Origin of the sequence: Variovorax paradoxus (assembly GCF_030815975.1) — a bacterium.
GTDB classification, from domain to species: Bacteria; Pseudomonadota; Gammaproteobacteria; order Burkholderiales; family Burkholderiaceae_C; genus Variovorax; species Variovorax paradoxus_N.
This window is the reverse complement of record NZ_JAUSXL010000002.1, coordinates 1,391,564-1,416,470: the sequence shown is the minus strand read 5'-3', so window position 1 is coordinate 1,416,470 and position 24,907 is coordinate 1,391,564. Positions and strand designations below refer to the sequence as shown.

Annotated in this window: 28 protein-coding genes; 16 read left to right on the top strand and 12 right to left on the bottom strand. The window is 66.9% G+C overall.

Features of this window, described 5'->3' with window-relative positions; genetic code table 11:
* Positions 1–6 precede the first annotated feature (6 nt).
* From lipA to QFZ47_RS10380, 4 genes are read right to left on the bottom strand one after another with little or no spacing between them, the layout of a single operon-like run.
* Positions 7–1,005 carry a lipoyl synthase gene (lipA, locus tag QFZ47_RS10395; protein WP_307655568.1) on the bottom strand — a complete coding sequence of 333 codons (999 nt, stop codon included), beginning with the start codon at positions 1,003–1,005 and terminating at the stop codon, positions 7–9.
* A gap of 7 nt (positions 1,006–1,012) precedes the next feature.
* On the bottom strand, positions 1,013–1,693 hold the full coding sequence (gene lipB, locus QFZ47_RS10390; RefSeq protein ID WP_307655567.1) for a lipoyl(octanoyl) transferase LipB: 681 nt from the start codon (positions 1,691–1,693) through the stop codon (positions 1,013–1,015).
* A gap of 22 nt (positions 1,694–1,715) precedes the next feature.
* Positions 1,716–2,030: a YbeD family protein gene (locus tag QFZ47_RS10385; protein WP_307655566.1), complete on the bottom strand. Its 315-nt coding sequence runs from the start codon at positions 2,028–2,030 to the stop codon at positions 1,716–1,718.
* Entirely contained in the window at positions 2,027–2,932 is a 906-nt protein-coding gene (locus QFZ47_RS10380) for a D-amino acid aminotransferase (protein WP_307655565.1), read from the bottom strand. The genes QFZ47_RS10385 and QFZ47_RS10380 overlap by 4 nt, the downstream gene beginning before the upstream one ends.
* Positions 2,933–3,088: 156 nt before the next feature.
* Here QFZ47_RS10380 and QFZ47_RS10375 point away from each other — a divergent pair, with 156 nt between their 5' ends.
* From QFZ47_RS10375 to QFZ47_RS10300, 16 genes are all read left to right on the top strand, one after another.
* A complete protein-coding gene (locus QFZ47_RS10375; protein WP_307655564.1) occupies positions 3,089–3,574 on the top strand; it encodes an ATP synthase subunit I in 486 nt (161 codons plus the stop codon).
* A 4-nt stretch (positions 3,575–3,578) separates the two neighbouring features.
* The gene (gene atpB, locus QFZ47_RS10370) at positions 3,579–4,448 is read left to right on the top strand and encodes a F0F1 ATP synthase subunit A (protein WP_307655563.1); all 870 of its coding nucleotides are present in this window, start codon (positions 3,579–3,581) and stop codon (positions 4,446–4,448) included.
* 60 nt (positions 4,449–4,508) lie between these two features.
* Positions 4,509–4,772, top strand: coding sequence for a F0F1 ATP synthase subunit C (atpE, locus tag QFZ47_RS10365; protein ID WP_007830191.1), 264 nt, complete (start codon positions 4,509–4,511; stop codon positions 4,770–4,772).
* 77 nt (positions 4,773–4,849) lie between these two features.
* Entirely contained in the window at positions 4,850–5,320 is a 471-nt protein-coding gene (locus QFZ47_RS10360) for a F0F1 ATP synthase subunit B (protein ID WP_007830193.1), read from the top strand.
* An 8-nt stretch (positions 5,321–5,328) separates the two neighbouring features.
* The gene (locus QFZ47_RS10355; RefSeq protein WP_307655562.1) at positions 5,329–5,859 is read left to right on the top strand and encodes a F0F1 ATP synthase subunit delta; all 531 of its coding nucleotides are present in this window, start codon (positions 5,329–5,331) and stop codon (positions 5,857–5,859) included.
* A gap of 48 nt (positions 5,860–5,907) precedes the next feature.
* Entirely contained in the window at positions 5,908–7,461 is a 1,554-nt protein-coding gene (gene atpA / locus QFZ47_RS10350) for a F0F1 ATP synthase subunit alpha (protein WP_307655561.1), read from the top strand.
* Positions 7,462–7,482: 21 nt separating this feature from the next.
* A complete protein-coding gene (gene atpG, locus QFZ47_RS10345) occupies positions 7,483–8,358 on the top strand; it encodes a F0F1 ATP synthase subunit gamma (protein WP_307655560.1) in 876 nt (291 codons plus the stop codon).
* Positions 8,359–8,445: 87 nt separating this feature from the next.
* Positions 8,446–8,817: a hypothetical protein gene (locus tag QFZ47_RS10340; RefSeq protein WP_307655559.1), complete on the top strand. Its 372-nt coding sequence runs from the start codon at positions 8,446–8,448 to the stop codon at positions 8,815–8,817.
* Positions 8,818–8,944: 127 nt separating this feature from the next.
* A complete protein-coding gene (gene atpD, locus QFZ47_RS10335; protein WP_307655558.1) occupies positions 8,945–10,345 on the top strand; it encodes a F0F1 ATP synthase subunit beta in 1,401 nt (466 codons plus the stop codon).
* Positions 10,346–10,367: 22 nt separating this feature from the next.
* Positions 10,368–10,787, top strand: a complete 420-nt coding sequence (locus QFZ47_RS10330) for a F0F1 ATP synthase subunit epsilon (protein WP_307655557.1) — start codon at positions 10,368–10,370, stop codon at positions 10,785–10,787.
* A 231-nt stretch (positions 10,788–11,018) separates the two neighbouring features.
* On the top strand, positions 11,019–12,188 hold the full coding sequence (locus tag QFZ47_RS10325) for an ROK family protein (RefSeq protein WP_307658921.1): 1,170 nt from the start codon (positions 11,019–11,021) through the stop codon (positions 12,186–12,188).
* Positions 12,185–13,723 (top strand): sugar ABC transporter ATP-binding protein, encoded by a 1,539-nt coding sequence (locus QFZ47_RS10320; RefSeq protein ID WP_307655556.1) that lies wholly within the window; start codon positions 12,185–12,187, stop codon positions 13,721–13,723. The genes QFZ47_RS10325 and QFZ47_RS10320 overlap by 4 nt, the downstream gene beginning before the upstream one ends.
* The gene (locus QFZ47_RS10315; RefSeq protein WP_307655555.1) at positions 13,686–14,711 is read left to right on the top strand and encodes an ABC transporter permease; all 1,026 of its coding nucleotides are present in this window, start codon (positions 13,686–13,688) and stop codon (positions 14,709–14,711) included. Before QFZ47_RS10320 ends, QFZ47_RS10315 begins: the two co-directional genes overlap by 38 nt.
* 38 nt (positions 14,712–14,749) lie before the next feature.
* The gene (locus QFZ47_RS10310) at positions 14,750–15,712 is read left to right on the top strand and encodes a substrate-binding domain-containing protein (RefSeq protein WP_307655554.1); all 963 of its coding nucleotides are present in this window, start codon (positions 14,750–14,752) and stop codon (positions 15,710–15,712) included.
* Positions 15,713–15,856: 144 nt separating this feature from the next.
* Positions 15,857–17,020: a Gfo/Idh/MocA family protein gene (locus tag QFZ47_RS10305; RefSeq protein ID WP_307655553.1), complete on the top strand. Its 1,164-nt coding sequence runs from the start codon at positions 15,857–15,859 to the stop codon at positions 17,018–17,020.
* A gap of 82 nt (positions 17,021–17,102) precedes the next feature.
* Positions 17,103–17,645 (top strand): DUF3617 domain-containing protein, encoded by a 543-nt coding sequence (locus tag QFZ47_RS10300; RefSeq protein ID WP_307655552.1) that lies wholly within the window; start codon positions 17,103–17,105, stop codon positions 17,643–17,645.
* 12 nt (positions 17,646–17,657) lie between these two features.
* On the opposite strand, the gene hpxZ is transcribed toward QFZ47_RS10300, so the two are convergent.
* From hpxZ to QFZ47_RS10260, 8 genes are all read right to left on the bottom strand, one after another.
* Positions 17,658–18,047, bottom strand: a complete 390-nt coding sequence (gene hpxZ / locus QFZ47_RS10295) for an oxalurate catabolism protein HpxZ (protein WP_307655551.1) — start codon at positions 18,045–18,047, stop codon at positions 17,658–17,660.
* A gap of 8 nt (positions 18,048–18,055) precedes the next feature.
* Positions 18,056–18,832 carry an ABC transporter permease gene (locus QFZ47_RS10290; RefSeq protein WP_021012746.1) on the bottom strand — a complete coding sequence of 259 codons (777 nt, stop codon included), beginning with the start codon at positions 18,830–18,832 and terminating at the stop codon, positions 18,056–18,058.
* Complete coding sequence (locus tag QFZ47_RS10285) at positions 18,829–19,662, bottom strand: ABC transporter ATP-binding protein (protein WP_307655550.1); 834 nt, start codon at positions 19,660–19,662, stop codon at positions 18,829–18,831. The genes QFZ47_RS10290 and QFZ47_RS10285 overlap by 4 nt, the downstream gene beginning before the upstream one ends.
* Positions 19,663–19,670: 8 nt before the next feature.
* On the bottom strand, positions 19,671–20,678 hold the full coding sequence (locus tag QFZ47_RS10280; protein ID WP_307655549.1) for an ABC transporter substrate-binding protein: 1,008 nt from the start codon (positions 20,676–20,678) through the stop codon (positions 19,671–19,673).
* Positions 20,665–21,210 (bottom strand): VOC family protein, encoded by a 546-nt coding sequence (locus QFZ47_RS10275; RefSeq protein ID WP_307655548.1) that lies wholly within the window; start codon positions 21,208–21,210, stop codon positions 20,665–20,667. Before QFZ47_RS10275 ends, QFZ47_RS10280 begins: the two co-directional genes overlap by 14 nt.
* Entirely contained in the window at positions 21,207–22,421 is a 1,215-nt protein-coding gene (locus QFZ47_RS10270; protein WP_307655547.1) for an FAD-dependent oxidoreductase, read from the bottom strand. Before QFZ47_RS10270 ends, QFZ47_RS10275 begins: the two co-directional genes overlap by 4 nt.
* A 163-nt stretch (positions 22,422–22,584) precedes the next feature.
* Positions 22,585–23,757, bottom strand: a complete 1,173-nt coding sequence (gene atzD / locus QFZ47_RS10265; RefSeq protein ID WP_307655546.1) for a cyanuric acid amidohydrolase — start codon at positions 23,755–23,757, stop codon at positions 22,585–22,587.
* 138 nt (positions 23,758–23,895) lie between these two features.
* Positions 23,896–24,801: a LysR family transcriptional regulator gene (locus tag QFZ47_RS10260; protein WP_307655545.1), complete on the bottom strand. Its 906-nt coding sequence runs from the start codon at positions 24,799–24,801 to the stop codon at positions 23,896–23,898.
* Between the last annotated feature and the right edge of the window lie 106 nt (positions 24,802–24,907).

Here is a 24,907-nt window from a genome sequence, read left to right as displayed (position 1 = left end):
CCAGCCTCAGACGCCGGCGGCGTGCGCCTGCTGATCGGCGTGGTAGCTCGAGCGCACCATCGCGCCCACGGCCGCGTGGCTGAAGCCCATCCTGTAGGCCTCTTCCTCGAACATCTTGAAGGTGTCGGGATGCACGTAGCGGCGCACCGGCAGGTGCGAGCCCGACGGCGACAGGTACTGGCCGATGGTCAGCATGTCGATGCCGTGGGCGCGCATGTCGCGCATCACCTGCAGGATCTCTTCGTCGGTTTCGCCCAGGCCCACCATGATGCCGCTCTTGGTCGGAACCTGCGGGTGCAGCGCCTTGAACTTCTTCAGCAGGTTGAGGCTGAACTGGTAGTCGCTGCCGGGGCGCGCTTCCTTGTAGAGGCGCGGCGCGGTCTCGAGGTTGTGGTTCATCACGTCCGGCGGCGCGGCCTTGAGGATTTCCAATGCGCGGTCGTCGCGGCCGCGGAAGTCGGGCACCAGGATCTCGATCTGCGTCATCGGCGAGAGCTCGCGGATGTTCCTGATGCAGTCGACGAAGTGCTGGCTGCCGCCGTCGCGCAGGTCGTCGCGGTCGACGCTGGTGATCACCACGTACTTCAGGCGCAGCTTGGCGATGGTCTTCGCGAGGTTGAGCGGCTCGTCCTTGTCGAGCGGGTCGGGGCGGCCGTGGCCCACGTCGCAGAACGGGCAGCGGCGCGTGCACTTGTCGCCCATGATCATGAAGGTGGCTGTGCCGTTGCCGAAGCATTCGCCGATGTTCGGGCACGAGGCTTCTTCGCAGACCGTGTGCAGGTTGCTCTCGCGCAGGATCTGCTTGATCTCGTAGAAGCGCGTGGTGGGGCTGCCGGCCTTCACGCGGATCCAGTCGGGCTTCTTGAGCACCTCGCCCTGCTGCACCACCTTGACGGGAATGCGCGAGAGCTTGGCCGCAGCCTTCTGCTTGGCCAGCGGATTGTAGTTTTCGGCGCTTTGCGCCTCTCTCACGACGGGGGACGGGACGACTTCTGTGGTGCTCATTGGATTGCTAAGGCGCCAGGTAGGTGGTGAGCTTCTGGCTCAGCACCCGGGCGGCTTCTTCCCATGTGGTTTGGACCCCGATTGTAGAAAGATCGACCGTTTGCAGCCCCGCATAACCACAAGGGTTGATCCGCGAGAAGGGTTCGAGGTCCATCTCGACGTTGAGCGCGACGCCGTGGTAGGTGGCGTGGCGGCTCACCTTGATGCCGAGCGCGGCGATCTTGCCGAGGCCGCGAAACGGGTCGCCGGCGGGCAGCGGGCCGGTCAGCGCAGCATGTGAAAAAGGGTCGTCGAGCCGCACATAGATGCCCGGCGCGCCCGCCACGCGGTGGCCGGTCACGCCGAAGTGGGCCAGCGTGCGCAGCACCGATTCCTCGATGCGGTAGACGTATTCCTTCACGAAGTAGCCCGCGCGCCGAAGATCGATCAGCGGATAGGCCACCACCTGGCCCGGGCCGTGGAAGGTGACTTGGCCGCCGCGGTCGGTCTGCACCACCGGAATGCCGCCGGGATTCAGGATGTGGTCCTGCTTGCCCGCGATGCCCTGCGTGAAGACCGGCGCGTGCTCGCAGATCCACAGCGCATCGGGCGTCTCGGGCAGGCGCTCGAGCGTGAACTGCTTCATCGCGCCATAGGTGGCGGCGTAGTCGGCGGCGCCCAGCCATGTCGGTTCGATGCCCGTGCTCATTGCGTGCCCGGCGCTCACTGCTTCAGAGAACGACCTTGACCAGCGGATGGGCCGACAGCGCGCGGTACAGATCGTCGAGCTGCTCGCGGCTGGTGGCGGTCACGGTGATCGTCACGCCCAGGTAGTTGCCTGCCTTGCTGTCGCGCAGCTCGACCGTGGTGGCGTCGAAGGCCGGGTCGAAGCGTTCGGCAATCTGGGTGATCGCATGCACGAAGCCGTCGGCCTTGACGCCCATGACCTTGATCGGGAACTGCGAGGGGTACTCGATCAGCGATTCCTTGCGCGGATCGGGGATCGGAGTGCTGGCGTCGGTGATGTCGGTGGTGCTGCTGCTCATGCGGTGGTCGCTCCTTGCTTCTGTGGCTGCTGGGCATTGCGCTGCTTGGCCTGCTGGTAAGCCGCGTACAAGGCTTGATAGATGGGGCCGGGGCGGCCGTTCCCAATGGGCTGGCCATCGAGCGCCACGACCGGCAGCACTTCCTTGCTGGCCGACGAAAGCAGCAACTCGTCGGCGTCGAACACCTCGCCCTGCGAAATGCGGCGCAGCGCAAACGCAATGCCGCACTCGGCGCACAGGCGTTCGAGCAGGCCGTAGCGGATGCCGGTCAGCACAAGGTTGTCCTTGGGCGGTCCGGTGAGCACGCCGTCCTTCACGATCCACACATTGCTCGACGATGCCTCGCTGAGCCATTCGTCCCTGAACATGATGGTCTCGGCCGCGCCGGCCTCGATGCTGATCTGGCGCGCCAGCACCGCGCCCAGCAGGCTGGTGCTCTTGATGTGCGCCTTCTGCCAGCGGAAGTCGGCCGCACTCACGCAGGCCACGCCCTTGGCGCGCACGGCATCGGCCACCGGCGGAAGCGGATTCACCATCACGAACACGGTCGGGCGCACGCCCTGGGTCATGGCATGATCGCGCGGCGCAACGCCGCGGGTAATTTGAAAGTACACGGCCTGGGGCGTATCGCCGCCCGGCTCGATGAGCCGCATCACGATGCCGCGCCACTGGGCGAGCGTGAGCGGATTGGCAATCTGCAGTTCGGCCAGCGAGCGATCGAGCCGCGCCATGTGTTCATCGAAGCAGAAGGGCTGGCCGCCGTAGACGGGGACGACTTCGTAGATGCCGTCGCCGAAGATGAAGCCGCGGTCGAGAACGCTGATGCGGGCGTCCTTGAGCGCGGTGTACTCGCCATCGAGGTAGCAGAGCGTGGAGGGGAGTGCGGCGGTAAGAGGGTGCATGCTGAATTATGGTTGCGCGCGCCAGGTCGGGCTCTCGTCAGCCAACGAAGACTCGATTTGCAAGCGCGACAGATCGGGTGGCCGGATGGGCTGGGTTTTTACTTATAATCAATGGCTTTGTAGAAATTCTGGGTCGTCATCCGGGCTTCATTCGAAATGAAAAAAATCGCCCGAAAAGATGAGTGGGTCGCTGAAGACCTCGACGCAGAGTACAAGCCGTTGACCGCCGATGAGGCGCGTGAACTGCGTGCAAGGCATCCCTCGATTTCCCCCTGGTGGGTCATCGCGGGGCAGTTGGTTGTCGGTCTGCTGGTGGCTTTGGCCGCCTGGGGACTGACGGGGAGGCAAAATCTGGGGTGGTCCGCCGGCTACGGCGCGATTGCGGTGGTCATTCCTGCTGCGGTGTTCGCGCGGGGGCTGACCGGCCGGTTTTCTTCCCTGAATCCGGGCACTGCGGTGGTTGGGTTCTTCCTGTGGGAAATGGTCAAGATGGCCTTGTCGATTGCGATGTTGTTCGCAGCGCCAAGGCTGATAACGGCGCTGAGCTGGCCAGCAATGCTGATCGGCCTGGTGGTGACAATGAAGGCGGCCTGGTTGGCGGTGATGTTCTCGCCCCGGCGCCGGCAACATAGAGACGAGTAACTGAATGGCTGCTGAAAACGCTGCGGAACATGGTCAGACCGCGGGTGAATACATCATTCACCACTTGACGCACCTGCAAAGCTCCAAGCCTGGGGGTGTTGCGGACTTTTCGGTTTTCAATTTCGACTCGCTCTTTTTCTCGATAGCACTGGGCATCCTGGGTTGCTGGCTGCTCTGGCTGGCTGCCCGCAAGGCTACGTCGGGCGTTCCCGGCCGTTTTCAAGCGGCCGTCGAACTGCTGGTGGAAATGGTCGACCAGCAGGCCAAGGGCATCGTCCACAACGCCACCAGCCGCAAGTTCGTTGCTCCGCTGGCGCTCACGATCTTCGTCTGGATCTTCCTGCTCAATGCAATGGACCTGTTCCCGGTCGATTTGTTCCCGGCGATCTGGGCCAAGATTTTCCACATCGCCGGCGAAGACCCGCACCATGCCTACCTGCGCGTCGTGCCTACGGCCGACCTCTCGGTGACCATGGGCATGTCGGTGGCTGTGCTGCTGGTCTGCCTGTTCTACAACATCAAGATCAAGGGCTTCGGCGGCTGGGTGCACGAACTCTTCACCGCGCCGTTCGGCAACCACTGGGCGCTGTATCCGTTCAACTTCGCGATGCAGATGATCGAGTTCGTCGCCAAGACCGTCTCGCACGGCATGCGGCTGTTCGGCAACATGTATGCCGGCGAACTGATCTTCCTGCTGATCGCGCTGATGGGCGGCGCCTGGACGCTGTCGACCACCGGCGTGCTGCTGGCGCTGGGCCACATCGTCGCGGGCACGGCCTGGGCCATCTTCCACATCCTGATCATCACGCTGCAGGCCTTCGTGTTCATGATGCTGGCGCTGGTCTACATCGGCCAGGCCCACGATCACCACTGATCATCCGTTTTCGTTTTTGTTTTTTGTTTTCTCTTCAACCAAAGTCCTCTAGGAGTCATCATGGAAGTTATTAGCTTTGTTGCACTGGCCGCCGGCCTGATCATCGGTCTGGGCGCTGTGGGCGCATGTATCGGCATCGGCATCATGGGCAGCAAGTACCTCGAGTCGGCCGCACGTCAGCCTGAACTCATGGGTGAACTTCAAACCAAGATGTTCCTGCTGGCCGGCCTGATCGACGCTGCTTTCATTATCGGCACCGGTATCGCGCTGTGGTTCGCAACGGCCAACCCGTTCCTGGCTCAGATCGCCAACCTGCCGAAGTAAGTCTTTCTCGTCGGACCCGTGTCGTCGTTCCCCGCTGTGGAATGGCTTCGCATTCAATCCCAAAGAGAGGGTGAAAAGTGAGCATTACCGGTACCCTGATCGTTCAGATGATCGTGTTCCTGATCCTGGTCGGGTTCACGATGAAGTTCGTGTGGCCGCCGATCGCGAAGGCGCTGGACGACCGCGCTGCGAAGATCGCCGAAGGCCTCGCTGCCGCCGACAAGGCCAAGTCCGAACTGTCCGCCGCCAACAAGCGCGTGGAAGCCGAACTGGGCCAGGCACGCAACGAGTCCGCACAACGTCTTGCCGACGCCGAACGTCGCGCCCAGGCCATCGTTGAAGAGGCCAAGGCCCGCGCGACCGAAGAAGGCAACAAGATCGTTGCGGCTGCACGCGTCGAAGCCGACCAGCAGGCACTGAAGGCGCGCGAAGCATTGCGCGAACAGGTTGCCGCACTGGCCGTCAAGGGCGCAGAGCAGATTCTGCGCAAGGAAGTGAATGCGGGCGTCCACGCCGATTTGCTCGCCCGCCTGCAGACCGAACTCTGATAGAAGCCATGGCAGAACTCGCCACCATTGCACGCCCCTACGCCGAGGCGCTTTTCAAGGCCTCGTCGTCCGACGTCGCCGGAACCAGCGTCTGGCTCGAAAAGGTTGCCGCCATCGCGGCCAATCCGGAGCTCCAGCAGTTCGCCGACAACCCCAAGGCCACGGCCGAACAGGTTCTCGGCGTGGTCGCCGGCGCCTTCGGTGCGCCGCTGGCTGCCCATGCCCAGAATTTCCTGGGTGCGCTCCTCGACAACGGGCGCTTCTCGGTGCTGCCGGAAATTGCGAAGCAGTTCCGGGCACTGGCCAATGCGAAGAGCGGTTCGTCCGACGCCGTGGTCTACAGCGCCTTCCCGATCGATGCCGCGGTTCTGGCCAATGTGGCGGCCGCGCTCGAAAAGCGTTTCGGCCGCAAGCTCCAGGTCACGGTCCAGCAAGAGCCGGAACTGATCGGCGGCATTCGCGTGGTGGTCGGCGACGAGGTGCTCGACACCTCCGTCAAAGCGCGCCTTGAACAAATGAAAGTTGCGCTGGCGGCCTGACGGTCTTCAGCCCTCTACTTGTAGCCTCAAAGAAAGAAGGAAAGAGTCATGCAACTCAATCCCGCAGAAATTTCCGAACTGATCAAGAGCCGCATCGAGGGCCTTGGGGTCAGCGCCAACATCCGCAACGAGGGCACCGTGGTTTCGGTGACCGACGGCATCGTGCGCGTGCACGGCCTGTCCGATGCAATGCAGGGCGAAATGCTCGAGTTCCCGCCCACGGCTGACGGCACGCCGTCGTTCGGCCTGGCGCTGAACCTCGAGCGCGACTCGGTCGGCGCCGTGATCCTGGGCGAATACGAGCACATCTCCGAAGGCGACACCGTCAAGTGCACGGGCCGCATCCTGGAAGTGCCCGTCGGCCCCGAACTCATCGGCCGCGTGGTGAACGCACTGGGCCAGCCGATCGACGGCAAGGGCCCGATCAACGCCAAGATGACCGACGTGATCGAAAAGGTCGCCCCGGGCGTGATCGCCCGCAAGTCGGTCGACCAGCCAATGCAGACCGGCCTCAAGTCGATCGACTCGATGGTGCCGATCGGCCGCGGCCAGCGCGAACTGATCATCGGCGACCGCCAGACCGGCAAGACGGCCGTGGCGATCGACGCGATCATCAACCAGAAGGGTCAGAACATGACCTGCGTCTACGTTGCGATCGGCCAGAAGGCTTCGTCGATCAAGAACGTGGTGCGCGCACTGGAACAAGCTGGCGCAATGGACTACACCATCGTGGTGGCCGCATCGGCCTCCGAGTCGGCGGCCATGCAGTACGTGTCGGCCTACTCGGGCTGCACCATGGGCGAATACTTCCGCGACCGCGGCGAAGACGCGCTCATCGTCTATGACGACCTCTCCAAGCAGGCCGTGGCCTACCGCCAGGTTTCGCTGCTGCTGCGCCGCCCGCCAGGCCGCGAAGCCTACCCCGGCGACGTGTTCTATCTCCACAGCCGCCTGCTCGAGCGCGCAGCCCGCGTGAACGCCGACTACGTCGAAGCCTTCACCAAGGGTGCGGTCAAGGGCAAGACCGGTTCGCTCACGGCACTGCCGATCATCGAAACGCAGGCCGGCGACGTGTCCGCCTTCGTTCCGACCAACGTGATCTCGATCACCGACGGCCAGATCTTCCTGGAAACCAGCCTGTTCAACGCCGGCATCCGCCCCGCCATCAACGCCGGTATCTCGGTGTCGCGCGTGGGTTCGTCGGCGCAGACCAAGATCATCAAGGGCCTGTCGGGCGGTATCCGTACCGACCTGGCCCAGTACCGCGAGCTGGCTGCGTTCGCGCAGTTCGCCTCCGACCTGGACGAAGCCACCCGCAAGCAGCTCGACCGCGGTGCCCGCGTGACCGAACTGCTCAAGCAGGCCCAGTACAGCCCGCTGCCGATCTCGCTGATGGGCGCCACGCTGTTCGCGGTGAACAAGGGCTTCATGGACGACCTCGACATCAAGAAGGTGCTGCCGTTCGAACACGGCCTGCACCAGTTCCTGAAGTCCAGCCATGCTGCGCTGCTCGACAAGATCGAAAAGGCCAAGGCGCTCGACAAGGACGCCGAGGCCGAGCTGACCGCCGCCATCACGGCGTTCAAGAAGTCGTTCGCCTGATCGGCCGGACAAGGAGCACTCATGGCAGCTGGTAAGGAAATCCGCGGCAAGATCAAATCGGTGGAAAACACCAAGAAGATCACCAAGGCCATGGAAATGGTCTCGGTTTCCAAGATGCGCAAGGCGCAAGAGCGCATGCGTGCCGCCCGCCCCTACAGCGAGAAAATTCGCAACATCGCGGCCAACCTGGGCAAGGCGAATCCCGAGTACACGCACGCGTTCATGAAGAAGAACGAGGCCAAGGCCATCGGCTTCATCATCGTCACGAGCGACAAGGGCCTGTGCGGCGGCTTGAACACCAACCTGCTGCGCGCCGTGACGGCCAAGCTGCGGGAAGCGCAGGCCGCGGGCGTTGCGATCGAGTCGGTGGCCATCGGCAACAAGGGCCTGGGCTTCATGAACCGCATCGGTGCGCGCGTGGTGGCCCACGTCACCCACCTGGGCGACACGCCGCATCTCGACAAGCTCATCGGGCCGGTCAAGACGCTGCTCGACGCCTATGCGGAGGGCAAGCTGTCGGCCGTGTACCTGTGCTACACCAAGTTCATCAACACGATCAAGCAGGAGCCGCTCGTCGAGCAGCTGCTGCCGCTGGCCGCGGACTCGCTGCAGGTCGAGGCCGGCCACCATTCGTGGGACTACATCTACGAGCCCGATGCACAGAGCGTGATCGACGAGCTGCTGGTGCGCTATGTGGAGTCGCTGGTCTACCAGGCCGTGGCCGAGAACATGGCCTCCGAGCATTCGGCGCGCATGGTGGCCATGAAGGCCGCAACCGACAACGCAGGCAACGTGATCGACGAACTGAAGCTGGTCTACAACAAGACCCGCCAGGCAGGCATCACCAAAGAGCTTTCGGAAATCGTGTCCGGCGCCGCTGCGGCGGCCGGTGTTTGATTGCGGCAATGGACCAGGCCACATTGCCATTCGCGCTTCGCATTGCGAACCGATAACCGAAGGCCTTTTTTTGGGGACTCTGCACAAATGAAGAAACTTCTCGTTCTGGTGGCCATGGCCGCCGCCCTGACTGCCTGCTCCAAGAAGGAAGAGGCGCCTGCTGCACCGCCGGCACCCGCCGCTGCGCCGGCTCCCGCGCCCGCAGCTCCGGCCGCACCCGCAGCCGCCGCTCCCACGGCGTCGGCCGCGGACCTGCCGCAGGAGTGCAACGACTACCTGGCCAAGGCCCAGGCTTGCGTGTCTTCGCAAAGCGGCGCTGCTGCCGATGCGATGAAGGCGAGCGTGGAGCAGACCAAGGCCGCATGGGCTTCGATGGGCACCGACAAGGCCGCGCTGGGCCAGGCCTGCAAGGCTGCCAGCGATGCCTTCGCTGCACAGGCGGCGGCGCTGAAGTGCTGATCGGACGTATCTGAAGAAATCAAGGGTGCCGGCCCGTCCGGCATTCTTGCAAAAGCGGCCCGCGATGGCACAAGGACGCTTCTGCAAGAACCTGTCGCAACATTATTGAGATCCAGAAGGAAACGCCATGGCTGAAGGAAAAATTGTCCAATGTATCGGCGCCGTGGTCGACGTGGAGTTCCCGCGTGACCAGATGCCCAAGGTGTATGACGCCTTGAAATTCGAAGGCGGCGGGCTGACCCTCGAAGTCCAGCAGCAGCTGGGCGACGGCGTGGTGCGCACCATTGCCCTCGGCTCGTCCGACGGCCTGCGCCGCGGCCTGATCGTGACCAACACCGGCGCACCCATCACGGTGCCCGTCGGCAAGGCCACGCTGGGCCGCATCATGGACGTGCTCGGCCGTCCGATCGACGAGCGCGGCGAGGTGAGCCAGGACCTCACCGCATCGATCCACCGCAAGGCCCCTGCGTACGACGAACTGTCGCCTTCGCAAGACCTGCTGGAAACCGGCATCAAGGTGATCGACCTTGTCTGCCCGTTCGCCAAGGGCGGCAAGGTGGGCCTGTTCGGCGGCGCCGGCGTGGGCAAGACCGTGAACATGATGGAACTCATCAACAACATCGCCAAGGCTCACTCGGGCCTGTCGGTGTTTGCCGGTGTGGGTGAACGTACCCGCGAAGGCAACGACTTCTATCACGAGATGGCCGACTCCGGCGTCGTGAATCTCGAGAAGCTCGAGGAGTCGAAGGTGGCCATGGTCTACGGCCAGATGAACGAACCCCCGGGCAACCGCCTGCGCGTGGCGCTGACCGGCCTGACCATTGCCGAGTCGTTCCGTGACGAAGGCCGCGACGTGCTGTTCTTCGTGGACAACATCTACCGCTACACGCTGGCCGGTACCGAAGTGTCGGCGCTCCTGGGCCGCATGCCTTCCGCCGTGGGCTACCAGCCGACGCTGGCCGAGGAAATGGGCCGCCTGCAGGAGCGGATCACGTCGACCAAGGTCGGCTCGATCACCTCGATCCAGGCCGTGTACGTGCCAGCCGACGACTTGACCGACCCGTCGCCCGCCACCACCTTCGCTCACCTGGACTCCACCGTGGTGCTGTCGCGCGACATCGCTTCGCTCGGTATCTACCCCGCCGTGGACCCGCTCGATTCGACCTCGCGCCAGCTCGACCCGCTGGTGGTCGGCGAAGAGCACTACAATGTGGCCCGCGCCGTGCAAGGCACGCTGCAGCGCTACAAGGAACTGCGCGACATCATCGCGATTCTGGGCATGGACGAACTGGCCCCCGACGACAAGCTCGCTGTGGCCCGCGCCCGCAAGATCCAGCGCTTCCTGTCGCAGCCGTTCCACGTGGCCGAAGTGTTCACCGGTTCGCCCGGCAAGTACGTGTCGCTGGCCGAAACCATCCGTGGTTTCAAGATGATCGTGAACGGCGAAGCCGACCACCTGCCGGAACAAGCGTTCTACATGGTCGGTGGCATCGACGAAGCGTTCGAAAAAGCCAAGAAGGTCGCGTAAAGCGGCATAGATAGGAACTCAGATGGCAAACACCATTCACGTCGACGTGGTCAGCGCGGAAGAGTCGATCTTCTCGGGCGAAGCCAGGTTCGTCGCGCTGCCCGGTGAAGCCGGTGAGCTCGGCATCTATCCGCGCCACACGCCGCTGATCACGCGCATCCGCCCGGGCGCCGTGCGCATCGAAACGGCCGACGGCGGCGAAGAGTTCGTCTTCGTGGCCGGCGGCATTCTCGAAGTGCAGCCCAACGCCGTCACCGTGCTGTCCGACACCGCGATCCGCGGCAAGGACCTCGACGACGAGAAGGCCAACAAGGCCAAGGCCGCCGCCGAGGAAGCGCTCAAGAACGCCAGGACCGACATCGACATCGCGATGGCGCAGTCGGAACTGGCCGTGATGGCCGCGCAGCTGGCTGCGCTGCGCAAGTACCGCCAGAAAAAGTAAAGCGGGCGCTCCAGTGCCCCTTGCTCAAGCCGCCTTCGGGCGGTTTTTTTGCGCCTGGCTCTCCACATTCGAGGCAGCTTTGATCTGAACATGGTCGAAGTTCGGCCTTGTCCGGCTGAAGCCGCCCACCTAGTATTCGCATTCGCCTGAACAGCCCGCTGTGGCGACGGGCAAAAAAGAATATTGGAGACAAAGCGCGTGGCACCCTGGAGTGGCATCACTGCGGACGAGATGCGGTTGCTGGAGACCACCTTCTGGTCGGCCGGCGGGTCGCGCCATGCCATGGCCGAACAGCTCGGCTTCTCCAAGAGCAAGGCCAATGCGCTGATCGCCGGCCTGGTCGACCAGGGTCTGCTGGCCGAAGCCGGCCTGCAGCGCTCCTCGGGCGGCCGCCGCGCCGAAAATCTGCAGTTGCACGCCGGGCTTGGCGTGCTCGTGGGCATCGACATCGGCGCCACCAGCCTCGATGTCGCGGTGCTGCGCCCCGACCTCACGCTGCTCGCGCAGCACGACGAACCGGCCGACGTTCGCGAAGGCCCGGCCGTGGTGCTGGCGCGGGTGCGCGTGCTGATGCGCGAACTGCTCGCGCGCTGCGGCCACGGCGCGAAGGACGTGCTGGGCATCGGCATCGGCGTGCCCGGCCCCGTCAACTTCGAGATCGGCCAGCTCGTGAATCCGCCGCTGATGCCGGCCTGGGACAGTTTCTCGATCCGCGACTACCTGCGCGAAGATTACGCGGCGCCCGTCTTCGTCGACAACGACGTGAACCTGATGGCGCTCGGCGAGCTCTGGCGGCTGAAGCGCTCGCTCAACAACTTTCTCGTGATCAAGATCGGCACCGGCATAGGCTGCGGCATCGTCTGCCATGGCGAGGTCTATCGCGGCGCAGCGGGGTCGGCCGGCGACGTGGGCCACATCTGCGTCGACCAGGACGGCCCGCGCTGCCATTGCGGCAACGTCGGCTGCGTCGAAGCCATGGCCGCCGGGCCGGCCATCACGCGCATGGCGGTGCAGGCGGCCGAGGCCGGCGAAAGCGCCATGCTGGCCGAGTGCCTGCGCGTGCACGGCCGCATCGATGCCGTCGACGTGGGCCAGGCGAGCCGCGCCGGCGATACGGCGGCCAACGGCATCATCCAGCGCGCCGGCAACCTCATCGGCCAGATGCTGGCGTCGGTGGTGAACTTCTTCAATCCGTCGCATGTGTTCATCGGCGGCGGCATCACGCGCATCGGGCCGCTGTTCCTGGCGGCGGTGCGGCAGAGCGTGTACCAGCGCTCGCTCGCGCTCTCGACCCGGCACCTCGAAATCCAGTACACGCCGCTGGGCGTGCAGGGCGGCCTGATCGGTGCCGGCGTGCTCGCGATGCACGAGACACTGAAGGTCCGCGGAGTGGCGCCATGACGGCAGAAGCAGAAACCAAGGGAAGCGTGGCGGTCGAGTTCGACGGCGTGGTGAAGGCCTTCGGCCCGGTGCAAGTGCTGCACGGCGTGAGTTTCGCGCTGGCGCCGGGCCGCGTGTACGGCCTGCTCGGCGAGAACGGCGCGGGCAAGTCCACGCTGATGAAGATCCTCGCGGGCTACGAGCCGCTCACCGGCGGCACGCTGCGCATCAACGGCCAGCCGCAGCAGTTCACGAGCTCGCGCGACGCCGAGGCGCTGGGCATCGTGCTGATCCACCAGGAGTTCAACCTCGCGGAAGACCTGAGCGTGGCGCAGAACATTTTCCTGGGCCATGAAAAGAAGAATGGCTGGCTGCTCGACGACGCCGCGATGGAACGCGCCGCCGCCGCCGCATTGGCCGCCGTCGGCCTGAACATCGATCCGCGCACCAAGGTGCGCAGGCTCATCGTCGCGGAGAAGCAACTGGTCGAGATCGCCAAGGCCATCGCACGCCGCGCGCGCCTTCTGATCATGGACGAGCCCACGGCCACGCTGACCCCTGGCGAGACCGAACGCCTGTTCAAGCTCATCGCGCAGCTGCGCGCCGATGGCGTGACCATCGTCTACATCTCGCACAAGCTCGACGAAGTGGAGCAGGTGACCGACGAGGTGATCGTGATGCGCGACGGCCGCTTCGTGGCGCGCGCGCCCACGCCCGAGCTCACGCGCCAGCAGATGGCCAACCTCATGGTGGGCCGCGAGCTTGCCGACCTGTATCCGCCGCGCGACCTCGTGGTGGCCGCCGATGCGCCCGCCATGCGCGTGCGCAATTTCAGCGTGCCCGGCTGGGCGCAGGATGTGAGCTTCGACGTGCGGCCGGGCGAGATCCTCGGCTTTGCGGGCCTGGTCGGCGCGGGCCGAACCGAGCTGTTCGAAGGCCTGCTGGGCCTCAGGCCCGCGAGCGGCCAGGTCGAGATGCTCGGCAAGCCGGTGCCCGGCCAGAAGGGCTGGCGCAGTCCGCGCGATGCCGCGAAACACGGCCTCACCTACCTCAGCGAAGACCGCAAGGGCAAGGGCCTGCACGTGAACTTCGGCCTGCGCGAGAACCTCACGCTGATGGCGCTCGAGCGCTATGCGCAGCCCTGGCTGCAGCCCGACGCCGAGCGCGGCGCGCTGGCCGAGGCCGTGAAGGACTACGGCATCCGCACCGGCTCGCTCGACGTGCGCGCGTCGTCGCTCTCGGGCGGCAACCAGCAGAAGCTCGCGCTCGCCAAGGTGCTGCAGCCCAAGCCCAAGGTGGTGGTGCTCGACGAGCCCACGCGCGGCGTCGACATCGGCGCCAAGCGCGACATCTATTTTTTGATCCAGCGACTCGCCCGCGAGGGGCTCGCGGTGATCGTCGTCTCGTCGGAGCTGATGGAACTCATCGGCCTATGCCACCGCGTGGCGGTGATGCGCGCGGGCCGCCTCGTCGCCACGCTCAACGCCGACCACTTGACTGAAGAGGAGCTCATCGCTCATGCCACCGGAACAGCAGACACCCACGTCGCAGCCTGACGCCGCGCAACACCGCAGCGAGGGCAAGCCGCGCTGGACCGAGCACCTGCACGGCCTGGGGCCGGTCATCGGCCTGGTGCTGCTGTGCATTGCGGGCACGTTGCTGAACAGCGACTTCGCAACTGTCGACAACGCCATGAACGTACTCACGCGCACGGCCTTCATCGGCATCATCGCGGTGGGCATGTGCTTCGTGATCATCTCGGGCGGCATCGACCTGTCGGTGGGCTCGATGGCGGCGCTCATCGCGGGCAGCGTGATCATGTTCATCAACTGGGCCGGGCCCGCCTCGGGCTCGCCGCTGATGGCGGTGGTGATGGGCGCAGTGCTCGCGGTGGTGCTGGGCGCGCTGTTCGGGCTCGCACACGGCCTCTTGATCACCAAGGGGCGCATCGAACCCTTCATCGTCACGCTGGGCACGCTCGGCATCTTCCGCGCCTACCTCACGTACTTTGCCGACGGCGGCGCGCTCACGCTCGACAACGAGCTGTCGGACCTCTATGCGCCGGTGTACTACGCGAGCCTGGCGGGCATTCCGGTGCCGGTGTGGGTGTTCGTGATCGTCGCGATCATCGGCGGCGTCATATTGAACCGCACGGCCTACGGGCGCTACGTGCAGGCCATCGGCTCCAACGAGCAGGTCGCGCGCTATGCGGCGGTGGATGTGGACCGCGTGAAGATCCTCACCTACGTGCTGCTCGGCGTGTGCGTGGGCATTGCCACCCTGCTCTACGTGCCGCGCCTCGGATCCGCTTCGCCGACCACGGGCCTCCTGTGGGAGCTCGAGGCGATTGCCGCGGTGATTGTCGGCGGCACCGCGCTCAAGGGCGGCGCGGGCAGCATCACGGGCACGGTGATCGGCGCGATCCTGCTCTCGGTCATCAGCAACATCCTGAACCTCACCAGCATCATCAGCGTGTACCTCAACGCCGCGGTGCAGGGCTTCGTGATCATCATCGTCGCGTTCCTCCAGCGAGGCCGCCGCTAGCTCGTTCCCGTTCCATCAACCACAAGGAGACATCCAGCATGACAAGCTTCACACGTCGCATCGCACTCACGGCCGTGGCGGCCGCAGCGCTCGCGAGCCTGCCCGCATTCGCTGCCGAGAAAGTGAACCTCGGCGTTTCGATTCCGGCGGCCACGCACAGCTTCATGGGCGGCATCAACTACTGGGCCAACCAGGCGAAGAAGGATCTGGAGAAGGAACACAAGGACCTGAAGATCACGATCAAGACCGCGGCCAATGCGCCCGAGCAGGCGAACCAGCTGCAAGACCTCTCGACCGTCACCAAGATCAATGCGCTGGTCGTGTTCCCGTTCGAGTCGGCCGCGCTGACCAAGCCGGTGGCGCAGGTCAAGGCCAAGGGCGCCTTCGTGACCGTGGTCGACCGCGGCCTCACTGACACCAGCGCGCAGGATGCCTACGTGGCCGGCGACAACACCGCCTTCGGCCGCATTCCGGCCGAGTACATCGTGAAGCAGCTCGGCGGCAAGGGCAACGTGGTCGCGCTGCGCGGCATTGCCACCACGCTGGACAACGAACGCATGGACGCCTTCAACGCGGTGCTCAAGGGCAGCCCCGACATCAAGCTGCTCGATGCCAAGTACGCCAACTGGAACCGCGACGACGCCTTCAAGGTCACGCAGGACTACCTCACGCGCTTCAAGAACATCGACGCCATCTGGGCCGCCGACGACGACATGGCCGTGGGTGTGCTCAAGGCCATCGAGCAGGCCAAGCGCGACGACATCAAGATCATCTTCGGCGGCGCGGGCGCCAAAAGCATGGTCAAGACCATCATGGACGGCAAGGACAAGCGCATCACAGCCGACGTGAGCTACTCGCCCAAGTTCATCTACGACGCGATCAAGCTCACGGCCGAAGCGCGGCTGAAGGGCGAGAAGCTGCCCGCGACCACGATCATTCCGTCGGTGCTGATCACCAAGGAAAACGCGAAAGACTTCTACCACCCGAACTCGCCGTTCTGAGTCGCCTTCCTCCCTCTCCCCTTGGGGAGAGGGTTGGGGTGAGGGCCAGCGGCGAGGGCCGAGGCCATGCGCTCGCAAACGCCGAGGCCCTCACCCTAGCCCTCTCCCGGAGGGAGAGGGGACAGTTACCAGGATCTCCTATCGATGACTGATCAACCTCCCCGCAAACTGCGCTGCGCCATGGTCGGCGGCGGCCGCGACGCCTTCATCGGCGCCGTGCACCGCAACGCCATGGCGCTCGACGGACAGATCGATCTCGTGGCCGGCGCGCTGTCGTCGAGTCCCGAGAAGGCGCGCGCCTCGGGGCGCGACCTGCACCTGGCGGACGACCGCAACCATGGCGACTGGCAGTCGCTGCTGGCCGACGAGCTGAAGCGCCCGCCGGAGGAGCGCATCGACTTCGTCTCCATCGTCACGCCCAACCACATGCACTTTCCGGTCGCGCAGGCCTTTGTGGAAGCCGGCTTCCACGTGGTGTGCGACAAGCCGCTGGTGCACACGCGCGCGCAGGCCGACGCGCTGGTGGCGGCCGTGAAGAAGCAGGGCACGCTGTTCGGCGTGACCTACAACTACACCGGCTACCCGATGGTGCGGCAGGCGCGCGAGATGGTCCGCTCGGGCCAGCTCGGCGAACTGCGCAAGGTGGTGGTCGAATACAACCAGGGCTGGCTCGCGAGCCAGCTCGAAGGCGCCGGCAACAAGCAGGCCGACTGGCGCACCGACCCCGCGAGGAGCGGCGCGGCCGGCGCCATCGGCGACATCGGCTCGCATGCCGAGAACCTGGTCGCCAGCGTCACCGGCCTGGAGATCGAGAGCCTGTGCGCCGACCTGAGCGCGCTGGTGCCGGGCCGCATGCTCGACGACGACGGCAGCCTGCTGCTGCGCTTCAAGGGCGGCGCGCGCGGCGTGCTGATTGCCTCGCAGATCAACACCGGCCTGGAGAACGACCTGCGGCTGCGCGTCTCGGGCACGCTCGGCACGCTCGAGTGGCGGCAGGAGCAGCCGAGCCAGCTGGTGCACCTGCCGCACGACGGGCCGAAGCGGATCCTCACGCGCGGTTCGCCCTGGCTGTGCGAGGCGGCGCAGCGCGCGAGCCGCCTGCCGGCCGGCCATCCCGAGGGCTTCATCGAGGCCTTTGCCAACATCTATGCCGGCGTCGTGGCAGACATCCGCGCACGGCATGCGGGACAGCAGGCCGATGCCATCGCGGCCGACTACCCGCGCGTGGAAGACGGTGCGCGCGGCGTGCGCTTTATCGAGCGCACGGTGGCTTCGGCGGCCAGCGAGGCGAAGTGGACGCCCTGGTGAGATAGGCCGATCGCGGTATTCCGCGCCGTCGGGGTGCGCGGTACAAATCGAGGCTCGCCACTCTGACTGAACCGAGGTCTCGATGCCGCTGCTTCGCCTTTCTCCTTCCCTGCGCGCGAAGGCGCTGGCCTGCGCGCTCGGCAGCTGCGCCGGCGCGCTGCATGCCGCCGACTATCCGCCACGCAAGCCCGGCCTCTGGGAGATGAAGATGGGGGACGGCGCCGGTGGCGCCAACAGCGCGCCGGTGCAGACCGTGCAGCAATGCATCGACGCCGCCACCGACCAGGCGCTGCGCGACATGGGGCAGGGCATGGGCAAGGACGCCTGCTCGAAGCAGGAGATGCGCAGGGAAGGCAGCGCGCTGGTGATCGATTCCGTGTGCAAGATGGGCACGACCACCGCCACCAGCCACGCGGTGGTCACGGGCGACTTCGGCTCCAGCTACCGGATGGAAAGCAGCTCGACCTACAAGCCGCCGATGATGGGCAAATCCAGTGGGAGCTTCGTCATGGAGGCGAAGTGGGTCGGCCCGTGCAAGGCCGGGCAGAAGCCCGGCGACATGATCATGGGGAACGGCATGAAGATGAACATCATCGACATGATGAAGGGCCAGCCGAAGAAATAGCGCTGACGGGCGCTAGCCCATGAGGCTCACGTGCGCGGACACCGCGCGCCAGCCCTCCGGCAGGCGCACCCAGGTCTGGCTCTGGCGGCCCGTGCGGTCGCTGCCCGTGCGCCTGAACTCGACGTTCGCGACCGCAAAGTCCTGCCCGAAGGTGGTGATGGCCTTTGCGGTGATCTCGCGCTCGAGGTTGACCGCGGGTCGGCCCTGGCGGAACGCGCGTATTGCGTCGTAGCCGTAGAGGTTCTCGCCGGCGCCGTAGCGCAGCGTGTGCGGCGAATCCCAGAAGAGCCTGTCGAGCACCGGCACGTCGTTGGTGACGAGCGCGCGCTCGTACTCGGCGAACGCGGCCTCGACTTCGGCAAGCACGGCCGGCAGGCTGATGTCGGTCATGGAAACGGTCATGGCTTGTCTTACTTTCCGCCCCAGTGGACGAAGCGCCGCTCCGCCACCAGGAACACGAGGTTCATCACGTAGCCGAGCAGGCCCGCCGCGAAGATCGAGGCGTACATGTCGGGCATGTCGAAAATGGTCTGCGCATTCATGATGCGCTGGCCGAGGCCATCGGTGGAGCCGATGAACATTTCGGCCACGATCACGATCACCAGCGCGATCGACACGCCCGAGCGCATGCCGACGAACACCTGCGGCATCGATTCGAGCAGGATCACGTCGGTCAGCACGCGCCAGCGCGGCGCGCCCATCACCTTGGCCGCGAGCTGACGCTGCTTGCGCGCGCTCATCACGCCGTAGGCGACGTTGAACAGGATGGCCAGCGCCGCGCCGAAGGCCGCGACCGCGATCTTGGTGGCCTCGCCGACGCCGAACAGCACCAGGAACAGCGGGAACATGGCCGAGGCCGGCGTCGAGCGGAAGAAGTCGATCGCGAACTCGATCGATTCGTAGATCTTCTCGTTCGACCCCAGCACGATGCCCAGCGGCACCGCTATCACGAGCGCGAGGCCGAAGGACGTGACGGTGCGCACGATGGTCTTGAAGAAGTCGCCCCACAGCGTGCCGTGCGCGAGGCCGTTCCAGAAGGCGGCGAGGGCCTCGAGCGGCGAGGGCAGCAGCACCGGGTCGACCGCGCGCGTTGCATGCACGAAGGCCCAGAGGCCGATCAGCGCGGCGATGCCGAACAGCGGGCGCAAGCGGGCGCCGAAGGCGTTGGCTCGATGGGCGAGGCTCATGGCTTGCGCACCTCCCGCTGGAACACGTCCAGCGCGCGGGTCTTGGTGGCGATGAAGGCCGGCGTGATCGTGGTGTCGGCCGTGCGCGGGCGCGGCACGTCGAAGGGCAGGTTCTCGGCCACGCGCGTGGGCCGCTTGGTCAGCAGCAGCACCTCGTCGGCCAGCAGCACGGCCTCGTCGAGGTCGTGCGAGACCAGCAAGGTGGTGGTCCGGCGTTCGACCAGCACCTTCTGCAGCCGCTCGCGCAGGAACATCACCATCTCGTAGTCGAGCGCGGAAAAGGGTTCGTCGAGGAACAGCACCTCGGGGTCGACCACCAGTGCCCGCATGATCGACACCAGCTGCTGCTGGCCGCCCGACATCTGGTAGGGGTAGCGCTGCAGGTCGAGCTTGACGTCGAAGCTTTCCATCAGCCTGTCCATGCGCGCCTGCTGCTCCACCTTCGACAGGTTCAGGTACTGCAGCGGGTAGCGGATGTTGTCGATCGCGCGCAGCCACGGGAACACCGCCTCGCGGTAGTTCTGGAACACGTAGCCGATGCGCGTCTCGCGCGCTTCCTTGCCCTCGAACAGGATCTGCCCGCTGTCGCACGGCAGGATGCCCGCGATCATGTTGATCAGCGTGCTCTTGCCGCAGCCGTTGGGGCCGAACACCGACACGATCTTTCCCTTCGGAATGTCGAGGTCGAAGTTGTCGTAGATGGTCGCGTCCTGGAAGCGCTTGGTCAGCCCGCGGATCGTGATGTGCGTGCCCTTCGGGTACCAGCGGTGCGAGGCGCCGGCGTCTGCGGCATCGGGCGCGGCGGTGCCGATCGGCAGGTGGGTGCTCATGGTGCGCATCAGAAGGCCCGCACCAGTGCCTTGCCGTCGATCCTGTCCTTGACCACGCCCAGCTCGGTGCCGATGTCGAGGAACTTCTGGAAGTCGCCCACGTCCGCGGGGGTCATGTCCTTGGCCATCACGATGCGCGGCAGCGGCACGGTGGCGGCCAGCTCGGGCGGCACCTTCATGCCCTGCACCAGGTAGCCGCGCGCGCTGCTGTCGGCCTGCGCTTCCTTCACGCCGCGCGCCCACGCGGCGGCGAAGCGCCTGGCCACGTCGGGCTTGTCGGCCATGAACCTGCCCGACATCACAGCGCCGGCCGCGAAGGCCGAGGCGCTCTTGTTGCCCAGCAGGTAGGTGGAGATCACCCCGGCCTCGATGCGCCTGCCGATCTTCTGCGCGACCATGATGGTAGCCGACGGCTCGAGCGTGTAGCCGCCGTCGAAGTTGCCCGACTGCAGCGCGCCCAGGTGCACGCCGATCTGCTGCTCCTGGATCGTGAAGTCGCGGCCTTCGGCCAGGCCCACCTTCTTGAGCACCGCGCGCGCCGCGCCGATGTTGGCGGGACCGGGCGCCGAGAACAGCTTGAAGCCGTTCCTGAAATCCTTCAGCGTCCGCGCCGGGCTGTCGGCCTTGACGACGAACTGCTCGATCACGTGCTGCGCGTTCTGCCCGTTGAGCGAGATGTACTTCAGCGTGTTGGGCCGGCGCGATTCCATGTTGGCGCCTTCGAGCGTCACCAGGTTCACTGCCGCGTCGATGCCGTTCGACACCAGCGCCTGCACGGTCAGCGGGTGGCTGGTCATGGGTACCTCCTCGATCTCCAGGTCGGCCTCCTTGAAGTAGCCGCGGTTCACGGCCACGTAGAACGGCAGTGCCGCGCTCGAGGGAAACACGCCGACCTTGATCCGGTCGGCCGCCTGGGCCGGCAGCACCGCGAACGCGGCGAGGACGAAGGCCACGGCGCCGGCGAGACGGGCGGTGGCACGAAGGGGCGCGGCGAAGGAAAGCTCAGGGCGTGGCATCGTGGGGTTCTCCGGAACGGGGTGGCGGGGGCAGGGCGGGATAGGCAAGCGGATCGAAGAAGGAACTGCCGGCGCGGTACACGCGCGCGGCCGACATGTCGGGCGGCGCGCCGTCTTCCACCGCGCCTTCGAAGGTGAGCTCGAGCTGCACGCCGCTCGGGTCGTAGACGAACAGCTGCCACAGCGTGGTGCCGGGCACGAGGAATTCGCGCCAGTCCAGCCCCGCGGCGCGAAAGCGCTCGACATAGGCGTGGTAGCCCGAGCAGGCCAGCGACACGTGGTCGATGGCGCCGCTGCCGTGCGGCACCTGGCCGCCCTGGCCCAGCGCCGGGCCACCGGCGTAGACGTGGATGATGGCTTGGCCGCCCGGCTGTCCGCAGGCCAGCCATGCGCCGGGGTAGCCGAAGTCGGGCCGCGCGATCTCGCGCAGGCCGATCACGCCGGTCCAGAAGGCGCGGGTGCGGCCGAGGTCCGCGGTCTTGATCGCGAGATGGAAGAGGCCGTGCGTGATGGCGGCGTTCGTCGCTGTCATGGCGCAGGCACCGGCTCGCGCTGCCCCAGCGACACGTCGCGGAACAGGGTGGAAAGGTCGCCGAGGAACCCGGGCCCGGTCTTCCAGCGCGTTCCGGCCACCGGATCGGCGCCGGCCAGCATGGTGTCGGTGGCCGTGATCGACAGCGCCATCGCGAAGCGGATGCGCTCGCGCCGCGCGGCATCCACCAGCGCCAGCCAGCCGCGCGGCGCCCGGCGGCCGGCGCGGATCTCGCGCTCGAGGATCAGCGCGGCGGCGCAGGCGTCCTCCATGGCCTGGGTCGCGCCCTGGCCCAGCGTGGGTGCCATGCCGTGGGCGCTGTCGCCCAGGTACATCACGTTGAAATCGGCTTCGCCGAACAGCACGTCGGACTCCTGCATGCGGGCCCAGTGGCTGTGCGGCAGGTTCGCGCACATGGCGTCCATCAGCCATTGCACCTGCGCGCTCGGCGCGCCCTGCGCGGGCTGGTAGGTGGCGCGCATCGTGGCTTCGGTCTTCCATTCGTCGCGCAGCGGCGCGCCGGGTTCGACCGGGTAGGTCGCCGCGATGTAGACATGCCCCGGCGGCACGCGGAAGGCCAGCAGCCGGTGCGGGCCGTTGAACCACTGGCCGTAGTCGTCGATCAGGCCGGCGCTGGTGTCGGGCACCAGCGTGCGCAGGATCGCCACGCCCACGTGGCGCGGCTCGGGCAGGCCCGAGAACGCGGCGCGGGTGGCGGAATAGCGGCCGTCCGCGCCGACCAGCAGGTCGATGTCGTCGATGCGGTGCTCGACGCCGTCCTGGACGTAGCGCACGGCGGTGCGTCCGCCGCCGCCCGTGGCCGCAGCGATCGACGCGATCTCGCAGCCATACCGGATCGCCGCGCCCGCGCCTTCGCGCAGCACGCGGTAGAGCTCCGACCAGCGGATGCGGATGCCGGGGTTGTCCGCCACCTGCGACAGCGGCAGGTCGAACAGCACCGTGCCGTCGGTCAGCGCGATCTGCCAGTGCTTCCACGGCAGGCTCGCGGCCTCGACCTCGGCGGCCAGCGCCGCGTCGCACAGGCGCAGCGCCTTGACCGCATTGGGGCCCACGTTGAGGCCGGTGCCGGCCTCGGAGTGGTCGTCGGGGCCGACGCGCTCCAGGCAATGCAGTTCGACGCCGGGCAGCGCGGCGAGCCGGCGGGCCAGGATGGCGCCGGCCACGCCGGCTCCGATGATCACGATCTTCATGCGGATGAGCTCTCGCTGAGAGGCGCCGCCGCGGCAGGCGCGCGACGCCGGTGTTGCCAGGGATGGCGTTGTTCGAAGGCGTGGCCGGTGGCGTGCATGGTGGGTGCGGGCACCTGCAGGATGCGTACCAAGTCGGCGCCGGCATCGGTTTGCAGGCGTGCTGTCATGCCGCGTGCGCGATCACCGCGACCAGTCCGCCGCCGTCCGGCCCCTGGTGCTCGGCGCCCCCCGAAACGAAGATGCGCGCGTCCCCCAGCACACCGGCCACCATGCCGCCGACCGCGCCGCGGATGTGGCGCTGGGCATTGATGTCGGTGTCGTCGAGCATCGTGTGGCGCACGCCGCGCACCTGGCCGCGGCGGTCGGGCTCGCACTTGACGAACACCGCCGCCACCCGCGCCGCATCGGCCGCGCTCAGCTGGGGCGCCGCGTTCATGCCCAGCGGCCGCAGCGCCTCGGCCACCGCGCCGATGTCCAGCGCGTCGCGCATCGGTGCGCAGGCCATGCGCAGCGTGCCTTCCCATGCCGCGCTGTGGCCGAGCACGATCACTTCGTTGGCCTCGACCTCGACGCCCGACGAAATGCTCGCGCGGCGGGAGAAGCGTTCGAAGTCGACCAGCATCGAAGCCTCCAGCGCCGGGTCGTCGGGCAGCTCGCCCAGTGCGATCGCCACGCCGAAAGCGCCGGCGGCGCGCGCCGCCGCCATCGAGCGGCCCGAGTCGGCGGTCAGCACCGTGTGGCCGGCCGCGGCGGCGGCCTGGGCGCGCGCGGCCGTCACGCAAGGGCACTTGACCTGCACGAAGGCCACGTCCTCGGCGCGGGCGATGCCGGCGTCGCGCATCGCCTCGCGCACCGCGCCGGCCACCGACGCCACCTGCGCCCAGCGCCCGACATGCTGCGCGGGCAGCGGCGCGCTGACGGCCGTGCCGATCGCCAGCGCGCCCGGGCCGGGCCCGGCGGCCGCGTCCGCCGCGGGCCGCCCGGTGCGGGCGAACACCACGTAGTGCGGACTCAGCACACCCTCGGTGCCGCCCGACAGGATGCAGGGCAGCTCGCGCAGCAGTTCGGCGGCGGGCCGGCCCAGCCGCGCGGCCAGCAGGTTCATCAGGGTCTGCGTGAAGTAGCCGCGCGTGAAGTCGTTGACGCCGCCATTGCCTTCGGTCTTGCCGATCACGGCCACCACCTGCGCGGGCTCGATCGCGCCCTCGTCGAACTGCGCGGCGAGCGCCGAGAGGTCGCCCGGATGGGCCATCGGCAGCCGGTGCACGGCCAGGCGCGGGCGCGTGGCGGCCTGCGCCGGCGCGGTGCCTGAGGGGAGGAGGGTGTGGGCGTCCATGGATGCTGCGGTGCAACAGATGAGCGCAGTATGGGCAGCCGGGGTGCAAACCTCCAGCGCAATGTTTCGCTCGGACCGAGCGCAAATTGTGTGCGGTGGGCGATTCGCCGCGTTCGCGGCCGCGCGCCCGCAGGCCGCTCAGCCCGGCAGCGCCGCCAGCCGGTTGACTAGCGTTTCCATGAACGATAGCGTGGCGATCGGCAGCATGCGGCCGGCGCGCGCCGCCAGCACCAGCTGGCTGTGCGTCAGCGCCCGGTCCGACAGCGGGATCGACACCAGCTCGCCGCGCCGCACTTCGTTGAGCGTGCCGATCTGGAACTGGAAGCTGATCGCGCCCGTCTGCCGCGTGAACTCCTTGAGCGTCTGCACGGTACTGGCCTCCAGCGCGACCTGCAGCGCGATGCGCGAGCGCGCCATCACGTCGTCCAGCAACCGGCGGCTGCCGAAGGAACGGTCGCCCAGCGCCACGGTGTACTTCTGGCAATCGGCCAGCCGCAGCGTGGCGCGCTTCGCCAGCGGATGGTCGGGCCGCAGCATCGCGCACAGCGGCTGCGCGATCGCGCTGATCACGCGCAGCGTCTCCGACGGCTGCGGGTCGTGCACCAGGATCAGTTCGACATCGTCGGCCATCAGCGACGCGACCAGATTGCCCGTCACGCCCGAGACGATCTGGAACTGCACGCCCGGGTGCGTCTGCTGGTAGTGCGCGATGGTGCCGGGGATCAGGTCGGTCGCGACCGATTCGGCGCAGCCGATGCGCACCGTGCCGCGCACCAGCCCGCGCAGCTGCTCGATCTGCGACTCGGCCGAGCGCATGTCGGCCATGCTGCGCCGCACCGCGGTGATCAGCACCTCGCCCGCTGCCGTGAGGCGCACGCCGCGCGGCAGGCGCTCGAACAGCGGCGTGCCGATGTCGGACTCGATCTCGAGGATCTTGCGGTTGAGCGCCGTCGAGGCCACGTGCAGCTTCTCGGCCGCCTTGCGGATCGAGCCCGCGCGCGCGACGGCATCGAGGTAGACGAAGTGGCGAGGCGGATGCAGCATGGGTAGTGGCGAAGATTGTTCCACAGGGCCATGCGCGGCCGGCCGGCGAACCCTGCGTAGGCCGCTGCCCACAGCGCTTCGCGCCCGGTCTTCGGCACGCGGACCG